Source organism: Marinobacter albus (assembly GCF_030238305.1).
Taxonomy (GTDB): domain Bacteria; phylum Pseudomonadota; class Gammaproteobacteria; order Pseudomonadales; family Oleiphilaceae; genus Marinobacter; species Marinobacter albus.
This window is the reverse complement of record NZ_JASSQD010000001.1, coordinates 1,073,976-1,090,246: the sequence shown is the minus strand read 5'-3', so window position 1 is coordinate 1,090,246 and position 16,271 is coordinate 1,073,976. Positions and strand designations below refer to the sequence as shown.

Annotated in this window: 18 protein-coding genes; 15 read left to right on the top strand and 3 right to left on the bottom strand. The window is 59.0% G+C overall.

What is annotated here, in order from left to right:
- Nucleotides 1-5: 5 nt before the first annotated feature.
- Nucleotides 6-533 (bottom strand): shikimate kinase, encoded by a 528-nt coding sequence (locus tag QQF73_RS05135; RefSeq protein WP_285367469.1) that lies wholly within the window; start codon nucleotides 531-533, stop codon nucleotides 6-8.
- An 88-nt stretch (nucleotides 534-621) separates the two neighbouring features.
- On the opposite strand from QQF73_RS05135, the gene QQF73_RS05130 reads away from it, so the two are divergent.
- From QQF73_RS05130 to QQF73_RS05115, 4 genes are all read left to right on the top strand, one after another.
- Nucleotides 622-1,068, top strand: coding sequence for a YHS domain-containing (seleno)protein (locus QQF73_RS05130; protein WP_219866529.1), 447 nt, complete (start codon nucleotides 622-624; stop codon nucleotides 1,066-1,068).
- A 115-nt stretch (nucleotides 1,069-1,183) separates the two neighbouring features.
- Nucleotides 1,184-1,894: a lytic transglycosylase domain-containing protein gene (locus QQF73_RS05125; protein WP_285367468.1), complete on the top strand. Its 711-nt coding sequence runs from the start codon at nucleotides 1,184-1,186 to the stop codon at nucleotides 1,892-1,894.
- Between the two features lie 92 nt (nucleotides 1,895-1,986).
- A complete protein-coding gene (locus QQF73_RS05120) occupies nucleotides 1,987-3,306 on the top strand; it encodes an ATP-grasp domain-containing protein (protein WP_285367467.1) in 1,320 nt (439 codons plus the stop codon).
- Entirely contained in the window at nucleotides 3,303-5,315 is a 2,013-nt protein-coding gene (locus QQF73_RS05115; protein ID WP_219866532.1) for a CocE/NonD family hydrolase, read from the top strand. The genes QQF73_RS05120 and QQF73_RS05115 overlap by 4 nt, the downstream gene beginning before the upstream one ends.
- A 28-nt stretch (nucleotides 5,316-5,343) precedes the next feature.
- Here QQF73_RS05115 and QQF73_RS05110 read toward each other — a convergent pair whose 3' ends face one another.
- Nucleotides 5,344-5,976, bottom strand: a complete 633-nt coding sequence (locus tag QQF73_RS05110; protein WP_219866533.1) for a LysE family translocator — start codon at nucleotides 5,974-5,976, stop codon at nucleotides 5,344-5,346.
- 224 nt (nucleotides 5,977-6,200) lie between these two features.
- On the opposite strand from QQF73_RS05110, the gene QQF73_RS05105 reads away from it, so the two are divergent.
- Nucleotides 6,201-6,731, top strand: coding sequence for a hypothetical protein (locus QQF73_RS05105; RefSeq protein ID WP_285367465.1), 531 nt, complete (start codon nucleotides 6,201-6,203; stop codon nucleotides 6,729-6,731).
- A 72-nt stretch (nucleotides 6,732-6,803) separates the two neighbouring features.
- Here QQF73_RS05105 and QQF73_RS05100 read toward each other — a convergent pair whose 3' ends face one another.
- On the bottom strand, nucleotides 6,804-7,499 hold the full coding sequence (locus tag QQF73_RS05100; protein ID WP_285367464.1) for a Crp/Fnr family transcriptional regulator: 696 nt from the start codon (nucleotides 7,497-7,499) through the stop codon (nucleotides 6,804-6,806).
- 124 nt (nucleotides 7,500-7,623) lie between these two features.
- Between QQF73_RS05100 and QQF73_RS05095 the strand changes: the two genes are divergently transcribed.
- From QQF73_RS05095 to QQF73_RS05050, 10 genes are all read left to right on the top strand, one after another.
- Nucleotides 7,624-8,394 (top strand): class II aldolase/adducin family protein, encoded by a 771-nt coding sequence (locus QQF73_RS05095; RefSeq protein WP_285367462.1) that lies wholly within the window; start codon nucleotides 7,624-7,626, stop codon nucleotides 8,392-8,394.
- Between the two features lie 13 nt (nucleotides 8,395-8,407).
- Nucleotides 8,408-8,992, top strand: coding sequence for an HD domain-containing protein (locus QQF73_RS05090; protein ID WP_219866537.1), 585 nt, complete (start codon nucleotides 8,408-8,410; stop codon nucleotides 8,990-8,992).
- 160 nt (nucleotides 8,993-9,152) lie between these two features.
- Nucleotides 9,153-10,085 carry a LysR family transcriptional regulator gene (locus tag QQF73_RS05085; protein WP_219866538.1) on the top strand — a complete coding sequence of 311 codons (933 nt, stop codon included), beginning with the start codon at nucleotides 9,153-9,155 and terminating at the stop codon, nucleotides 10,083-10,085.
- 66 nt (nucleotides 10,086-10,151) lie between these two features.
- Nucleotides 10,152-10,967, top strand: a complete 816-nt coding sequence (locus QQF73_RS05080) for a putative hydro-lyase (RefSeq protein WP_219866539.1) — start codon at nucleotides 10,152-10,154, stop codon at nucleotides 10,965-10,967.
- Between the two features lie 53 nt (nucleotides 10,968-11,020).
- Nucleotides 11,021-11,986 (top strand): TRAP transporter substrate-binding protein, encoded by a 966-nt coding sequence (locus tag QQF73_RS05075; RefSeq protein ID WP_285367460.1) that lies wholly within the window; start codon nucleotides 11,021-11,023, stop codon nucleotides 11,984-11,986.
- Nucleotides 11,987-12,055: 69 nt separating this feature from the next.
- Nucleotides 12,056-12,574 (top strand): TRAP transporter small permease, encoded by a 519-nt coding sequence (locus QQF73_RS05070; RefSeq protein WP_285367459.1) that lies wholly within the window; start codon nucleotides 12,056-12,058, stop codon nucleotides 12,572-12,574.
- Nucleotides 12,574-13,881 (top strand): TRAP transporter large permease, encoded by a 1,308-nt coding sequence (locus tag QQF73_RS05065; RefSeq protein WP_285367457.1) that lies wholly within the window; start codon nucleotides 12,574-12,576, stop codon nucleotides 13,879-13,881. Before QQF73_RS05070 ends, QQF73_RS05065 begins: the two co-directional genes overlap by 1 nt.
- Nucleotides 13,882-13,912: 31 nt before the next feature.
- On the top strand, nucleotides 13,913-14,647 hold the full coding sequence (locus QQF73_RS05060; protein WP_285367456.1) for a 5-oxoprolinase subunit PxpA: 735 nt from the start codon (nucleotides 13,913-13,915) through the stop codon (nucleotides 14,645-14,647).
- Entirely contained in the window at nucleotides 14,644-15,336 is a 693-nt protein-coding gene (gene pxpB, locus QQF73_RS05055; RefSeq protein WP_285367455.1) for a 5-oxoprolinase subunit PxpB, read from the top strand. The genes QQF73_RS05060 and pxpB overlap by 4 nt, the downstream gene beginning before the upstream one ends.
- Complete coding sequence (locus QQF73_RS05050) at nucleotides 15,326-16,267, top strand: 5-oxoprolinase subunit C family protein (RefSeq protein WP_285367454.1); 942 nt, start codon at nucleotides 15,326-15,328, stop codon at nucleotides 16,265-16,267. Before pxpB ends, QQF73_RS05050 begins: the two co-directional genes overlap by 11 nt.
- Nucleotides 16,268-16,271: the final 4 nt, after the last annotated feature.

The following is a 16,271-nucleotide window of genomic DNA, read 5'->3' as shown; positions in this document are numbered from 1 at the left end:
TAATTCTACCGAACCGAATCTGAACAGAGCCCCCGAACGACCGCCTCACAGACCTCGTCCTGATTCCGGCCCTCACCGGTCACCGTCAGGTCAGCGTACTGGCAATAGAGTTGATAACGCTCTTCAAACAGCTCGTCAAGGGACTGGTCCGGCCGCCGTGAAATGCCCCGGGCGCTGTGGTCACCGATGCGTTCGATAACCAGAGCCAGGGGAATATCCAGAAACACCACTGTGCCATTCGCCCTGAGGTGATGCATGGCCCTGGCACTGTAGACCGCACTGCCACCTGTGCTGATGATCTGGTGTTGCACATTCAGGTCCAGCAGCACCTGTTCCTCGATGTGCCGAAGCGCCCGGTAACCATCCTGGTCGACGATTTCCTGAAGAGTGCGCCCGGCCTTTTCCTGGATCAGCAGGTCGGTATCGACAAAGCCCATGCCCAGGCGCTTGGCCAACAGAACGCCAACGGTACTCTTGCCGCTGCCCGGCATACCTATCAGGATGAGGTTCTTGGCAGGATCAAGCTTGGGCATCGGAACTCCAAAAAATGACAGGGCTGGCTGTAACAACCGCAGACCGGAACTGTCTGAAGTCTATAATGACTCCCGGGAGGATTTCACCATGTTTCGAGCCGTTGCACTGTCACTCGTTCTGATCGTTTTCTCAGCGCATTCAGTCGCTGCAGAAGACCCGGTTTACACGGGCCTGCTGTCCAACACCGGGGCCGGCGGCTATGACGTGGTGAGCTATTTTGACCCGGGAAAACCGGTCAAAGGCTCGTCCAGTCTCACCTCGGAGTATCTGGGTGTGACCTGGCGGTTTGCCAGCGCCGACAACAAAGCCAGGTTCGACGCCAATCCCGAGGAGTACGTCCCGGCCTATGGCGGTTACTGCGCCTGGGCGGTCAGCCAGGGCTACCTTGCCAAGGGGGATCCTGAACACTGGACGGTACGGGACGGCAGGCTCTACCTGAACTACAACCAGGAAATCCAGGATCGCTGGCTGAAAGACACCGAGAACTTCATTCGACTTGCCAATGAGAACTGGCCGGCAGTACTCGAAAAGTAACAGTTTTCAGACAATTCGTGCGGTTCCATAGCCGGGTTAAAGCCGTATAATCGGGCCAGCAGGGATTGGAGACCGATCTCTGACCATCGACCGACCGGAACTGCACGGACACCGAATGAGATCAGGCCAGACAAACGCTGCCCTTCCCCTCGTCATGCTCGCACTTGCGACCCTGATTCTTGCTGCCTCACCGGTACAGGCAGACGGCGTCAAACGCATCGTGCATCCGGACGGTACCGTCGAGTTCACGAACGTCGGGGAGGCCCAGCCGCGGGCGTCCAGCGGCAACGATACGGTCTATCGCTACAAGGATGACAGCGGCGTGGTTGCCTACAGCAGTATCCGGCCCGCCTCAGCAGACTTCGAGGTCATCCGCTTCCACTGCTACGCCTGTGACCCGGACTCCAACGTCGACTGGCGCAAGACCCCCCTGTTCACCCGGCCCTATAGCAACGAAATCAAGACCGCTGCGCGGGAGTTCGGGGTCGATCCTGCCCTGGTGCGCGCGGTTATCCACGCCGAGTCCGCCTTCAATGAAAAAGCGCTGTCACCGGTGGGGGCACAGGGGCTGATGCAGTTGATGCCGGGCACTGCGAGCGAACTGGGGGTCGAGAACGCGCTGATCGCCGCCGAAAACATCCGCGGCGGGGTGAATTACCTGGCGAAAATGCTGAAGCAATTCAATGGCGATATCCGGCTGGCCACCGCCGCCTACAACGCGGGCCCGGGAGCCGTATCCCGCTACAACGGCATTCCACCCTACGCCGAGACCAAGGCCTACGTGCATCGGGTCGGCATCCTTCATGAGCGCTACGCGGCGCGCTGAGCCCATCGCCGGAGTTCCTGCCAATTTCGATTGACACCTGACCGTCCCCGCGTCTATGACATATAAACACACGTCGACCCGTTGGCGATGTCATGGAATCCTCACGAAAGAACATTTTCGTTTTTGGTTCGGACGACTTTAATCTTTCCCTGATCAGGGCGCTGGATACTGCTGGCCAGTACGAACTCCATTCTCTGTTCAGTTACGGTGAAGTGAAGGGCGGCGATGAGTTTCCGGTAAAGGCACTGTATGAAGGAGCCTTGGCGCGCCTGAACGCCTTTCCTGGCACCGTTGACGCCATCGTCGGCTATTGGGATTTCCCCGTGAGCACGCTGCTTCCTCTGCTGCGCGCCCCTTTTGGCCTGCCGTCACCCAGTTTCGAGTCGGTCCTGAAATGTGAACACAAGTACTGGAGCCGGTTGGAGCAGGCCCGTGTTGTACCCGACCATATTCCCGATTTCTGCGTCGTCGATCCGTTTTCAGAGGATTACCGCCAACAGATCTCTATTCCCTACCCTTTCTGGATCAAGCCGGTCAAGGCAGCCTCTTCCTACCTCGGCTTCAACGTTCACAACGATGCCGACCTCGATCATGCCATTGCACAGACCCGCAGGGGCATCGCCCGATTCTCACAACCGTTCAACTACCTCCTGCAATTCGCCAACCTGCCAGAGGACATTGCCCCCGTTGACGGCAATCACTGCATCGTCGAGAGCATGATATCCGAGGGGCGACAGTGCACACTTGAGGGATACGTCCATGCCGGCGAAATGACCGTCTATGGCAACGTGGACTCCATTCGGGAGGGTAAGCACCACTCAAGCTTCTCACGGTACCAATATCCGTCTTCCATCCCCCACCGGGTTCAGAATCGGATGATTTCCGTCACGGAACAATTCCTCAGCCATATTGATTTCGATAACGGCCCCTTCAACATCGAGTACTACTGGAATCAAAACAGCGACCGGATCTGGTTGCTGGAAATAAATACTCGGATCTCAAAGTCTCATTGCCCCCTTTTTCTAAAGGTGGACGGCGCGTCCCATCACAAAGTGATGGTCGAAACCGCCCTTGGTAGAAAACCTGACTTCCCTCACCGGAAGGGCAGATTTCGCGTTGCTGCAAAATTCATGTGGCGTGTCTATGGCAATGCCCGGGTAAAAAAGGTGCCCTCCGCAGACCAGATAGCAGCACTCCAAGAGCGCTTCCTCGATGCCGACATACAGCTGCACATCAAACCCGGAATGGCACTGTCTGATCTGAAAGATCAGGACAGCTATAGCTACGAGATTGCCATCATCTATATGGGAGCCGATAGCCAGAAGGAGCTGTTGCAGAAATACCGTGACGTAACCGACGCAACGGGCATAGAGCTTGAGGACCTGCACTCCGGAAGAGGGTACAACCCATGAACATCGTCCAGGATCTCCCCGAAACGGTCCAGCACATTGAAAACGAGTGGATCCCAATGCCCGACGGTGTGCGACTGGCTGCTCGATTGTGGTTGCCGGCGAGCGCGAGTACGAATCCGGTGCCTGCAATTCTCGAATACATCCCCTATCGGAAAAGGGATGGCTCACGCCTGCGCGATGACCAGATGCACCCCTACTTTGCCGGCCATGGCTACGCCTGCATTCGGGTCGACATCCGGGGGAGCGGTGACTCTGAAGGCGTACTGAAGGATGAGTATCTCCAACAGGAACTGGATGACGGCGTATCGATTATGGAGTGGCTTGCCAGCCAACCCTGGTGTAATGGCCGGATCGGCATGATTGGCATCTCCTGGGGCGGCTTCAACGGCCTGCAAATCGCATCCCTGCAGCCTCCCCAGCTCAAGGCCGTGATCAGCGTCTGCTCAACGGATGACCGGTACGCCGACGATGTTCATTACATGGGTGGCTGCCTGCTCGGTGACAATCTGTCCTGGGCCTCCACTATGTTTGCTTACAACTCCCTGCCCCCCGACCCGGAAATCGTGGGCGACCGCTGGCGCGAGATGTGGTTCCAGCGGCTCGAACACAGCGGATTGTGGCTCGAAACCTGGCTGCATCACCAGCATCGGGACGACTACTGGCGCCACGGGTCCATTTGCGAGGATTTCTCGCGGATTGAAGTACCGGTGATGGCGGTCAGTGGCTGGGCGGATGGGTACTCCAATGCTGTGTTCCGGCTGTTGGAAAACCTGCCCGGGAAGCGCATGGGCTTGATCGGCCCCTGGAGCCACAAATACCCGCACATCGGGGTACCGGGACCGGCGATCGGGTTTCTGCAGGAATCCCTGCGCTGGTGGGACACGTGGCTGAAAGGCAAAGAAACCGGCATCATGGACGAACCGATGCTGCGAGCCTGGATGCTGGACAGCATGTCCCCCTCAACGTCCTACCATCAGCGCTACGGGCGGTGGATCAGCGAAGACGCCTGGCCTCCCTCCGACCCGCGGGAACGCACCTACAAATTTGCGCCCTACCGGCTGATCGAAGCCACCGCAACAGCACCCAACGCCGAACTGGCGTTGCAATCGCCCCTGAGCAACGGGTTGTTCGCCGGCAAATGGTGCTCTTACAGCAATACGCCCGACCTGCCCCATGACCAGAGGGAAGAAGATGGGGGAGCCTTGATCTTCACTACCGAACCGCTTGAAGACCCGCTGGAAATCCTTGGCGCTCCAGTGGTGGATCTGGAACTCTCGTCATCACAGCCTGTCGCCATGGTTGCTGTGCGTCTATCCGATGTGCGCCCTGACAACAAGTCGACCAGGGTAAGCTATGGCCTGTTGAACCTGACGCATCGGAACAGCCATGCCAAGCCGTCCGCCCTGAAGTCCGATGAACACTACACCGTCCGCGTGCAATTGAACGGCATCGCCCAGAAATTCCCGCGCGGGAACCGGATTCGTGTCGCCATTTCAACCTCCTACTTCCCTCTCGCGTGGCCACCTCCGGAATCAACCCGGCTGAAAATACATACCGCGGGCTGCCGCCTGACTTTGCCCGCCAGGCCCCCAAGGCGCGAGAGCATTTGCTTTCCGGACGCCGAAATGACCGCCAGCGGAAAAAAACGTCAACTCAGGAAGGGGCATCACGACTGGCGGGTCATCCGGGAACTCGACCGGGATAACTCGACACTGGAAGTCATCAATGACAACGGTCGGTACTACCTGGAGGATGTCGATCTGACGATCGAGCACTGCGTAAGCGAGTGGTACAGCTATCAAGCCGACGATTTTGGCTCGGCCAGAGGGGAAACCCTGACGACGAGGAGCTACCGGCGCGGCGACTGGCGCATCAAAACGGTCACCCGGACGTTGCTGACCTGCGACCAGAGAAACTTTTATCTGGATGCGGAACTGGATGCCTACGAAGGCGAACGCCGGATCTACTCCAGGAACTGGAACCGTGTTATCCGACGCAACCTGGTATAGCCATCAAGGGTTGGGAGGGGCGACGGCCTCAGCCGAGGGCCAGCCAGGCGCCCACCAGCATCATCAGGCTGCCCGCGACACGGTTAACGGTGCGCACGCCACCGCCCTGACGCAGCAGCTTGCGCAAACCGCGGCCACCATGGGCGTACAGCTGCAGGCACAAAAACTCCAGCGACAGGATAATCAGGATGAGCGCCGACAACTGGGGAGCCATCGGCAACTGGCTGTCGATAAACGGGGGTAACAGGGCAACAAAAAATGCCCAGCCCTTGGGATTGGCAATCGCGGTAACGAATCCCTGCATGGCGAGCTGGCCACGGGAGGCCTGCACGGTTTCCAAGTCCTCGCTCTCCGGCATGGCCATTTTCCCCCGGGACAACCACATCTGAATGCCCAGCCACACCAGATAGGCGCCGCCGGCGTACTTGAAGACCGCAAACGCCGTCGGGTACTTGAGCATGAAGGTTGCGACACCGACAGCAGCGGCCGACGCCACAACCGCAACGCCCACCAGCTCGCCAGCCATCATCCAGAGCGCCCGGCGCACACCGATGGTGATACCCATGGAGAGCGCCAGTGTCATGCACATACCGGGGGTAATGGACACCACGAAAAAGGTGGGGATGAAGACCGACAACAGGGACCAGTTCAATGACAACAAGGCGGCGTACTCACACAGTCGATAATTTTTTCAGGATGCGATGGCGCGAGCAACAATAGCAGAACCAGCAGCACACTCCGAAATCGGCCCTGTAGAGAACGCACTTATATCGTTCTGCGCTCTGACTTCCCGGTTAAGAATGCATTGGTCCAATGCGCCAGCAATAACCACCCATAATTGCTTAAAGCAGTATCCGGTTTCAATACACACTGAGGATCAGACACATGAAAACAGCTACGACCCTGTTGGCCGCTCTGGTTCTGACAATCCCAGCGGGCCAGGCTTTATCAGAGGAGAGCAGCCAACTGCTCGATGACGCCCTGAGTGCAGCCCCTCCCGGGCTTCGGGACAAGGTCACTGTCATGGACTGGGAAAACAATGTGCTTCAGGAAGGCAGCAGTAATTACGTCTGTTTCCCGACTCCGCCAACCCTGCAAGGCACCGCTCCAATGTGTCTTGACGGTCCCTGGCAAGAGTGGGCAGGCGCCTGGATGAACAAGCAGCCTTTCACCACCTCCTCGCTCGGCATCGCATACATGCTGGCCGGTGATGAAGGGGCAAGCAACATTGATCCCTATGCCGAGGGCGAAACCGAGGACAACCAGTGGGTCAAGGAAGGTCCACATCTCATGGTGATTGTCCCCGACCCGAAAACCCTGGATTCCATGTCAACCGATCCACATAACGGCGGGCCTTACGTCATGTGGAAGGGAACCGACTATGCCCACATCATGATTCCGGCGAGAGCCGAGTAACTGCCGGAACTGGGCAAGGCAGGGGCTCGCTCGCCCGGAACGACGAAAGTGAGCCCCACCCCGTCGCTGGCGTCAGTCAGGCAAGTGGTCGAGGTACGCCTGCAAGGTCGCAGGGTCAGTCACCGTGATACGGCCGTAATCCAGTTTCAGCAAGCCTTCCTTTTCGAACGCCTTGATCACCCGATGCACACCCTGCCGCGTCATCCCCATCATGTTGGCGATGTGTTCCCGGGTAAGCCGGAAAGTCACCGGCCGGGGGTGGGTCTCGCCGTGGCCCTGGATCTGCGCCAGGAACAGCAACCGTCGGCCGATACGGGCTTCAATGCCACGCAATGCATCATCGGCGATAATCGACATGGCCGACCACAGGCGACGGCTGACCAGATCCAGGGCTACCGGATAGGCTTCGGGGTAACGCGCCAACAACTGGCGGAAGCCCTCACCCGGCATTTCCACGATGGTTGTGTCGTCGTGCGCGGTAGCACCGTAGACCCGTGGTGTGCCCGGGGAAAACACCGTGTCGCCAAACCAGGCGGCCGTGCCGAAGATGATCAGGGTGGCTTCCCGACCCTCCGAGTTGACCGAACTGATGCGCACGGTTCCGTCAGCAATCACACACAGGGACGACTGCATCGAACCCTTGTCGTAGATCGGTTCCCCCGCCCGGAAGTGACGCCAGCGCGCCAGGGCTTCCGCTTCCGCAAACCCGGCGTCAGGCAATCCCGCCAGCAAGGGGCAGGCCTGCAATACCGTTTTCAGATCAGACATACCCGGTTACCTGTAACAACAAACCCCAAATGTAAATGATTTGACAGTCTTGTGCTCGCTCAACTGCCTACACTGAAGTCAGGAACGCACCAACAACAAGCCAACAAGATGAGCGAGAATCACGATGTCTGAACGTATTGCAATTCCGTCCAAAAAGGACGAAGTCAGTGCCGAGGAGTGGCAACTCCGTGTCGATCTGGCCGCGGCCTACCGGCTGATTGCGCTCTATGGCTGGGATGACCTGATTTTCACCCACATCTCCGCCCGCATACCCGGGGATGAACACCACTTCCTGATCAATCCGTACGGCATGATGTTCGAGGAAATCACGGCCTCAAGTCTGGTGCGGATTGACCAGGAGGGCAACAAGATCAACCCCGAGGATTTCGACATCAACCCGGCCGGCTTCACGATTCACAGTGCCATTCACGCGGTACGCGAGGACGCAGCCTGCGTGATGCATACCCACACCACCGCCGGCGTCGCGGTCTCGGCCCAGAAAGACGGGTTGCTGCCTCTGTCCCAACAGAGTCTGTTCCCGCTGTCCAACCTGGCCTACCACGATTACGAAGGCGTGGCCCTGCGGGAGGACGAAAAAGCCAGGCTGCAGAAAGACCTGGGCAGCAACAACTTCATGATCCTGCGCAACCACGGCCTGCTCACCACCGGCGGCAGCATCGCCGATGCTTTCCTGGGCATGTACATCCTCCAGCGCGCCTGCGAAGTCCAGATCCAGGCCCTGTCCGGTAACCGCGAAACGACGCCGATTCCCGGCGGCATTGTGGATACCATCCGGCAGCAGGCTGAACAGGTGACCCGGGGCATGGGCGGCAAACTCGCGTGGCCGGGCCTGCTGCGAAAGCTCGACCGTGTTGACCCCGGATTCCGTGACTGAAGGAGCCTGACCGATGAACGATGTGACTGTGCCCAAGGCCAGCTTTACCCACATGAAAGACGGCACCGCCGAAGACTGGCAGACCATCGCCCGCTCCTTTGGCAACTTCGCCAAGGGGCTGCCGGACCGGATAATGGATCACCTGATGTTGCTGGAAGGTGACTTTGGCGGCTTTCCGGTGGACCGGCTGACGCACTGCCTGCAAACAGCGACACTGGCCCACCGTGACGGCAAGGACGACGAGTACGTGGTCTGCGCGCTCCTGCACGACATCGGAGACACGCTTGGCTCCTACAATCATGCCGACGTCGCTGCCGTGCTCCTGGAGCCGTTCGTCAGCGAGGCAAACCACTGGATGATCAAGCACCACGCGATTTTCCAGGGCTACTACTTCTTCCATTACCTGGGCATGGACCGCAACTTGCGGAACAACTACAAGGACCACCCACACTTCATGCGCACCATCGAGTTTGTCAGCAAATACGACTCGCCCGCGTTTGATCCGGAGGGCGAAACCCTGCCGCTATCCTACTTTGAACCCATGGTTCGACAGGTGTTCGCCAAGCCGGTGCGTTCCCTGTACAAAGACGCCGTCTGATTTCGCGGGCCGGCCCATGGCCGGCCTTTCCCCCCGCGGCCGCCCCTGTGCGGCCGCCATGATTCCCCCCGTCACTTACTGCGCTATGCTTTAGTCAGACCCGGTCCAGCTGACTGGAGGGTCAAACCTTTGTCATCCCTTCACAGCACACAGAGAACCGATGAATTTTAAACGACTGGAAACCTTTATCTGGGTCGCCACACTGGGCAGCTTCCGAAAGGCTGCCGAGCGCCAGTGCACCACACAGCCAGCAATTTCCACCCGAATTGCCGCCCTGGAAGAAGAGCTGGGGGTCAAACTGTTTGAACGGGAATCCGGCCGGACCATGCTCACCACCAAGGGTCAGGAGCTCCTGCCCTACGCCGAAAAGATCGTTTTCATGTCCGAGCAGTTGCGCAAGCGCGCAGACCGGGTCGCCTTGTTGTCGGGCATTCTGCGCCTGGGCGTGTCCGAGACCATAGTGCACTCATGGCTGCCGCATTTTTTCCGGGTCCTGCATGAAACCGTGCCCAACCTGGATGTGGAAATCACGGTCGACGTTACCGGCAACCTTCGGACCGGTCTGATGGACCGAAGCCTCGACCTGGCCTTTCTGATGGGCCCGGTATCCGAGCCCAGGGTGGAAAACCGGGATTTGTGCAGTTTCCCCCTGATCTGGGTGGCCAGCCCGGAGCTGGACCTGCCTGATCGGGTGCTAAAACTGGAAGAGCTTGCCCAGTGGCCAATCATCACCTACGCCAGGAACACCAAGCCTTTCGCAGAAATTAGCCAGAAGTTCAGCGAACTCGACGATCTTCCGGCCCGCTTCTATTCTTCCAGTTCACTGGCGGCCTGCCGTCGACTGGCGTTGGACGGAATTGGTGTATCCGCCCTCCCGATGAGCGTGATTTCCGATGGCCTGAAAAGTGGTCGACTGGTGCAACTGGAGGCAGCCTGGACCCCGTCCCAACTGGAGTTTACCGCCTCCTATCCGGCGGTGCCCTTCAACCCGGTAGCGGAACTGGCCGCCAACCTGGCGGTGGGTATTTCACGGGACTACGCCCAACAAGGTGATCACGAAAACTTATCGCAGGACGTAAAAAACCATAATTAGACATTTTCAGTGGACGGAATACTCTCTAATACAAGTGCAAAACAAACACAATCAGGGGTTCCCGTCATGCACACTGGTGAATATTCGGAATTCAAGAATGGCCTGCTTGATCAGGCCGCCCCGCTGCGAGCACGCATCCGTTCCGGAGAGCACACCGGCACAACCAGCGGTATGGCGCACAGCCTGGTCCAGGGCAATGTTGTCATTCTGCCGGCCGACTGGGCGGCGGATTTCCTCATGTATTGCCAGAACAACCCGGTTGCCCTGCCCCTGATTGGCGTATCCGAACCGGGCAATCCGGCTTTGCCGGAACTCGGTCATGACCTGGATATCCGCACGGACATCCCGGAATACCAAGTCTTTCGCAGTGGTGAGCGGACCGAAACCGCCAGCGACATCCGGGATCTGTGGCAGGGCGACTTTGTCACGTTTGTACTGGGTTGCTCGTTTTCCTTCGAGGACGCGCTGATCCGCGCCGGCCTGTCGATCCGAAATGTCGAACAGCGCAGCAACGTGTCCATGTACCGCTCGAACATTGCGACCCGACCAGCGGGTCGGTTCCGCGGCAACATGGTGGTCTCGATGCGACCGTTCAGTGGTGCCGACGCCATCCGGGCGATTCAGGTCACCACGCGGCTGCCCAAGGCCCACGGCGCCCCCGTTCACATAGGCGATCCGTCATTGATCGGAATTGGTGACCTCAACGCGCCGGATTTTGGCGATCCGGTCACCATCAGAAGCGACGAACTGCCACTGTTCTGGGCGTGCGGAGTCACCCCACAAATTGCCCTGGAGAATGCTCGCCCCCCAATCGCGATTACTCACGTTCCGGGGAAAATGCTGCTCACCGAGCGGCTGAACGAAGAGTTGGCGGTGCTCTGACAGCCGCCTGTTGACAACCTAAGCAACAAAAACGAAAGCACGGGAGAAACACAATGTTCAAGCAAATTGCCACCGGTACCCTACTGACAGGGGCACTCTTCACCTCAGCGGTCAACGCTGATCAATGGCATATGCCAACACCCTATGGCGATGCCAACCTGCCCACCAAGATTGCCTACCAGTTTGCCGAAGACATAAAGACCGGCACCGATGGTGACATCGACGTGACGGTCCATTCCGGGGCGTCACTGGTCAAGCATCCGGAAATCCCGCGCGCCGTCCGAACCGGTCAGGTCCAGCTGGGTGAGATCTTCATCGGCATCATGGGCAACACCCATCCGGTCTTCAAGCACGACAATATCCCGTTCCTGGCGACCAACTTCGACGATGCCAAGAGACTCTGGGAAGCCGCCAGACCGGAAGTCGAGAAGCAACTCGACAAGGAAGGGATGGTGTTGCTGTATTCCGTGCCCTGGCCGGCCCAGAGCCTGTATACCAAGGCTCCGGTCAACTCCCTCAGCGATCTCGAAGGCCTGAAGATGCGTGCCTACAGCCCATCGACCTCACGCCTTGCCGACCTGATGAACACCACGCCGACTACCGTGCAGGTGCCGGAAATCCCGCAGGCTTTCAGCACCGGCATCATCGACGCCATGATCACGTCGCCCTCCACTGGCGCGAATGGCCAGGCCTGGGACTATCTGTCCCATTACACCGACATCAAGGCCTGGATTCCGAAAAACGTCGTGGTAGCTAACAAGCGCGCGTTTCGCCGACTGAGCGACGAACAGCGCCAGGTCATCCTTGACGCCGCCGCAGCTGCCGAGGCCAAGGGCTGGGAAGGGGTTCGTGTAACCGCTGCCGAGGACACGGCCACCCTGGCGGAACACGGCATCACCGTGTCCGAGCCGTCCGAGGAACTGATGAGCGAACTCCAGAAGATCGGCGACATCATGATCCAGGAGTGGGAAGCAGAGGCTCCTCAAGAAGTTGGCACCATTCTTAAGGCCTACCGTTAACGCTCCATTCACAAGACGTTCTCCCCCCGGGAACCCCGGGGGGCAGTTCAGCCTTGGGAGGCATTCTTAATGAGTTCTCTTCGCGACAAGTTTTATCTGGCATCCGGCTACGCGGCTGGCTTCTGCATTGCCCTGATCATGGTGGTCATCCTGATGCAGATCGTTGGCAGAATTTTCGGCTTTATCATTCCGTCTGCGGAAAACGTGTCAGGGTATGCACTCGCCGCCTCCACCTTTTTCGGACTCGCCTACACCTTTCACGAGGGCGGGCATATTCGGGTCTCGCTGGTCATTCAGAAGTGGCCTCCTCGGGCGCGGTATATCCAGGAGCTGGTCGTTCTTATCTTCGGCTTCGGGCTTGCCTGCTACATGACGTTCTACTGCTGGCATATGGTGTATGAGTCCTACATTTTTGAGGAAGTCTCCCACGGCTACATCCCCATCCCGATCTGGATTCCGCAGATTCCCGTGGGGCTGGGCATGACGGCCCTGGCCGTTGCGATGCTGGACGACCTGATTGCGGTTCTGAGCAAGCAGACGCCGTCCTATCAGCAGCATGAGAACGACATCAACCTGGAGGAGATCTGATGGATACGACGTTTCTTTCCATCGTTCTGGCAGTCTCCATGCTCCTGATGCTCACGCTTGGAGTCTGGGTATCCCTGACCCTGGTTGGCATTGGCGTTCTCGGCTTGCTGCTTTCCGGCAACGACCAGATCGGTCTGCTGTTTGCGACCTCAAGCTGGGGTGCCAGTACCGGCTGGTCACTCACCGCACTGCCCATGTTTATCTGGATGGGTGAGGTTCTGTTCCGGACCCGGCTCTCCGAAGATTTGTTCAAGGGTCTGTCGCCCTGGATGGGCGGCCTGCCCGGCAAACTGCTGCACGTAAACATTCTCAGCTGCGGGATCTTTGCCGCCGTATCCGGCTCATCTGCGGCCACGGCAGCCACCATCGGCCGGATGACCCTGCCGGAGCTGAAGGCCCAGGGTTACAGCGACCGCATGGCCGTGGGCACCCTCGCCGGTTCCGGCACCCTCGGCTTGCTGATTCCACCTTCGATTATTCTGATTGTGTACGGCGTGGCGGCCGAAGTCTCCATTGGCCGCCTGTTCATCGCCGGTGCCCTGCCCGGTCTTATGCTGGTTGCCATGTTCATGGGCTACACGATGATATGGGCAACCCTCAACAGGAATGAGATGCCGAAGCACAAGAAGGAGCACATTTCGCTGACGGCGAAACTCAAAGCCTTGCGGATGCTGCTACCGATTGTGGGCCTGATCGTGTTTGTGCTCGGTTCCATCTACACCGGGTATGCCACCCCAACCGAGGCCGCCGCACTGGGCGTCTTTGGTGCCTTGCTGCTGGCCGCAGTCACCGGTTCGCTTAACCTCTCGAGCTTCAAAGAGAGTCTGCTGGGTGCGGTCAAGAGTTCGTGCATGATTGGTCTGATTCTGGTTGGCGCGCACTTCCTGACCCTGTCCATGGGCTTTCTCGGCATCCCGCGCGAACTGGCGGAATGGATCGGCAGCATGTCGCTGTCCTCCTTTGAACTGCTGGTGTGCCTGACCGCCCTGTTCGTGCTTCTGGGCTGCTTCCTGGATGGCATCTCCGTGGTTGTTCTCACGGTGGCGGTGGTTATGCCCATGGTGCAACAGGCCGGTATCGATCTGCTCTGGTTCGGCATCTTTATCGTTCTGGTTGTGGAAATGGCCCAGATCACCCCACCGGTCGGCTTCAACCTGTTCGTAATCCAGGCCCTGACCGGCAAGGACATTCTGTATGTGGCCCGCGCGGCACTGCCGTTCTTCCTGCTGATCATAGCGGCACTGTGCCTGATTGGCTGGTTTCCGGAAATCGTCACCTACCTGCCCAGGACCATGAGTCAGGGCTAGGCCGCGGCCAGTAAGTATTTGGAGGTATCCAATGAAACTCAACTGTGACATGGGCGAAAGCTTCGGCAGCTGGACCAAGGGCATGGACGCCGAAGTTATGCCCTTCATCGACATGGCCAACATTGCCTGTGGCTTCCACGCGTCGGATCCTCTGACCATGGACCATACGGTAAAAATGGCCATCGCCGAAAACGTAACCATCGGCGCGCATCCGGGTTACCCGGATCTGCTGGGGTTTGGCCGGCGCGAACTGGAGTGCCGGCCGGACGAACTCAAAGCCATTCTGGTCTACCAGATGGCGGCGCTGGACGGCATCTGCCGCACCCGCGGCACGGCCATCCAATACGTCAAACCCCATGGCGCGCTCTACAACAAGATGATGGTGGATCACACCACTCTGTCGGTGGTGATGGCGGCCGTCCGGGACTATGCGCCCCACTGCCCGCTGGTGGTAATGGCAACGCCGGAGGCGGACCAGGTGCGGGATCGCGCCCGGGAATACGGCATTGAGGTGTGGTTTGAGGCGTTCTCGGATCGGGCCTACAACGACGAAGGCCGACTGGTGAAGCGCTCGGTTCGCGGGGCAGTCCATGACACCACCGAAGCCATCGAACAGCAGGTCACCCAGATCATCACCGAGGGCTGCGTTACCTCCATGTCCGGCAAGCGTATCCCGATCCAGGCCGACACCATCTGCATTCATGGCGACAGTTACCATGCGGTGGATGCGGCCCGCCATATGCGACAGCTTGTTGAGTCGCTATGAGAATCGAGCCGGTCAACGAAAGCACCTGCATCGTCTATTTTGGCGACCGGATCTGCGATGAAACGGCAGGACTGGTCAAGCAGGCTACCGATATCATCCGCGCAACCCTGTCCGACGTCATCACCGATCTGGTGCCCTCCTACACCTCGGTCCTGGTCTGTTACGACCTTGAGCGTATTGATCGATTTGATATTCGCTCCCGCCTGCGAAAGGCCCTGAAGCAAACACCGGTTGCGGCGCAGGACGAGCTCTCGTCCCAGACCCTGGAACTGCCGGTGTACTACGGCCCGGAAGTCGCGCTCGATATGGAGGACGTCTGCGAGTTCTCTGGCTTGTCTGCCGAGGAGGTCATTCGCATTCACAGTGAGCAGACCTATCGGGTGTACGCCATCGGCTTCAGTCCCGGTTTTGCCTTTCTCGGCAGCACCGACCCGCGTATCGCCATACCGCGCAAATCCACCCCCCGGCTCAAAGTGCCGGTCGGCAGCGTGGGTATCGCCGGGACCCAAACCGCCATCTACCCGAGCGCCACGCCGGGCGGCTGGCAGATCGTCGGGCGCACCCCCAGCAAGATGATCGATTGGGACAGCGAGTCACTGGCCCTGGCCCAGATCGGTGACCGGGTAAAATTCCGGTCCATTGCCCGAGACGAATTCGTTAGCCTCGGAGGCCAGCTTGATGAGCTTTGAAGTCCTCAATCCAGGCATGCTGACGCTGATTCAGGACATTGGCCGGCTCGGCTACCAACACATTGGCGTCACCACCGGTGGCCCCATGGACGAACACGCGTTTCTCTGGGCCAACCGGCTGCTGAACAACCCGCTCAGCGCCGCCCAGCTGGAAATCACCTTCGGCCGATTGAGCCTGCTCGCCCATTCAGATACCAGCATCGCGATCACCGGGGCCGATCTGGGCGCACGCATCAACAACCAGGGCGTTCAGCCCTGGCAAACCTACGAAATCAAACAGGGGGACCGGATAGACTTCAGCATGCCGGTGTCCGGATTGCGCGCCTACCTGGCCGTCAGCGGTGGTTTAAGACCGCCACTCAAACTGGGCAGCTGCGCCACGGTGAGCCGTGAAAAACTCGGGGGACTGGATGGGCAGGGTTCCAAACTTCAGACTGGCGACCGTATTCCGCTGGGAACCCCGCGGAAAACACCGAGGGCCAGTGTGCCCTACAGTGAAATTCCGGACTACCGAAAGCCGCTTCGGCTGGGTGTAATCCCGGGCTATCAGTACCCGCACTTCCCGCGCTCGGAGCGAACCCGTTTTTTCTCCAGGGAGTATGAGGTTAGCCAGAATATCGACCGGATGGGGTATCGCCTCGCAGGCGCGGCGATTCAATGCGATCTGGACGGCATCATTTCCGAAGGCATCGCCTACGGCGCCATCCAGATTCCCGCGGATGGCCAGCCCATCGTATTGATGAAAGACCGCCAGACCATTGGTGGATATCCGAAGATCGGCTCACTGAGTGCGTTGGGCGCGGGCCAACTGGCCCAGAGGGGACCGGGCGCCTCCGTCAGCTTTTATCCGGTGGATGTGGCAGACGCAGAAGCCCGGCGTATGATCTTCAACCGCCGACTCCGGGACGGAGCACCCGGCATCGGGAAATGATGCC

Coding starts and splice junctions, on each gene's coding strand:
- QQF73_RS05135 (WP_285367469.1), bottom strand. CDS start 533: ATGCCCAAGCTTGATCCTGCCAAGAACCTCATCCTGATAGGTATGCCG.
- QQF73_RS05130 (WP_219866529.1), top strand. CDS start 622: ATGTTTCGAGCCGTTGCACTGTCACTCGTTCTGATCGTTTTCTCAGCG.
- QQF73_RS05125 (WP_285367468.1), top strand. CDS start 1,184: ATGAGATCAGGCCAGACAAACGCTGCCCTTCCCCTCGTCATGCTCGCA.
- QQF73_RS05120 (WP_285367467.1), top strand. CDS start 1,987: ATGGAATCCTCACGAAAGAACATTTTCGTTTTTGGTTCGGACGACTTT.
- QQF73_RS05115 (WP_219866532.1), top strand. CDS start 3,303: ATGAACATCGTCCAGGATCTCCCCGAAACGGTCCAGCACATTGAAAAC.
- QQF73_RS05105 (WP_285367465.1), top strand. CDS start 6,201: ATGAAAACAGCTACGACCCTGTTGGCCGCTCTGGTTCTGACAATCCCA.
- QQF73_RS05100 (WP_285367464.1), bottom strand. CDS start 7,499: ATGTCTGATCTGAAAACGGTATTGCAGGCCTGCCCCTTGCTGGCGGGA.
- QQF73_RS05095 (WP_285367462.1), top strand. CDS start 7,624: ATGTCTGAACGTATTGCAATTCCGTCCAAAAAGGACGAAGTCAGTGCC.
- QQF73_RS05090 (WP_219866537.1), top strand. CDS start 8,408: ATGAACGATGTGACTGTGCCCAAGGCCAGCTTTACCCACATGAAAGAC.
- QQF73_RS05085 (WP_219866538.1), top strand. CDS start 9,153: ATGAATTTTAAACGACTGGAAACCTTTATCTGGGTCGCCACACTGGGC.
- QQF73_RS05080 (WP_219866539.1), top strand. CDS start 10,152: ATGCACACTGGTGAATATTCGGAATTCAAGAATGGCCTGCTTGATCAG.
- QQF73_RS05075 (WP_285367460.1), top strand. CDS start 11,021: ATGTTCAAGCAAATTGCCACCGGTACCCTACTGACAGGGGCACTCTTC.
- QQF73_RS05070 (WP_285367459.1), top strand. CDS start 12,056: ATGAGTTCTCTTCGCGACAAGTTTTATCTGGCATCCGGCTACGCGGCT.
- QQF73_RS05065 (WP_285367457.1), top strand. CDS start 12,574: ATGGATACGACGTTTCTTTCCATCGTTCTGGCAGTCTCCATGCTCCTG.
- QQF73_RS05060 (WP_285367456.1), top strand. CDS start 13,913: ATGAAACTCAACTGTGACATGGGCGAAAGCTTCGGCAGCTGGACCAAG.
- pxpB (WP_285367455.1), top strand. CDS start 14,644: ATGAGAATCGAGCCGGTCAACGAAAGCACCTGCATCGTCTATTTTGGC.
- QQF73_RS05050 (WP_285367454.1), top strand. CDS start 15,326: ATGAGCTTTGAAGTCCTCAATCCAGGCATGCTGACGCTGATTCAGGAC.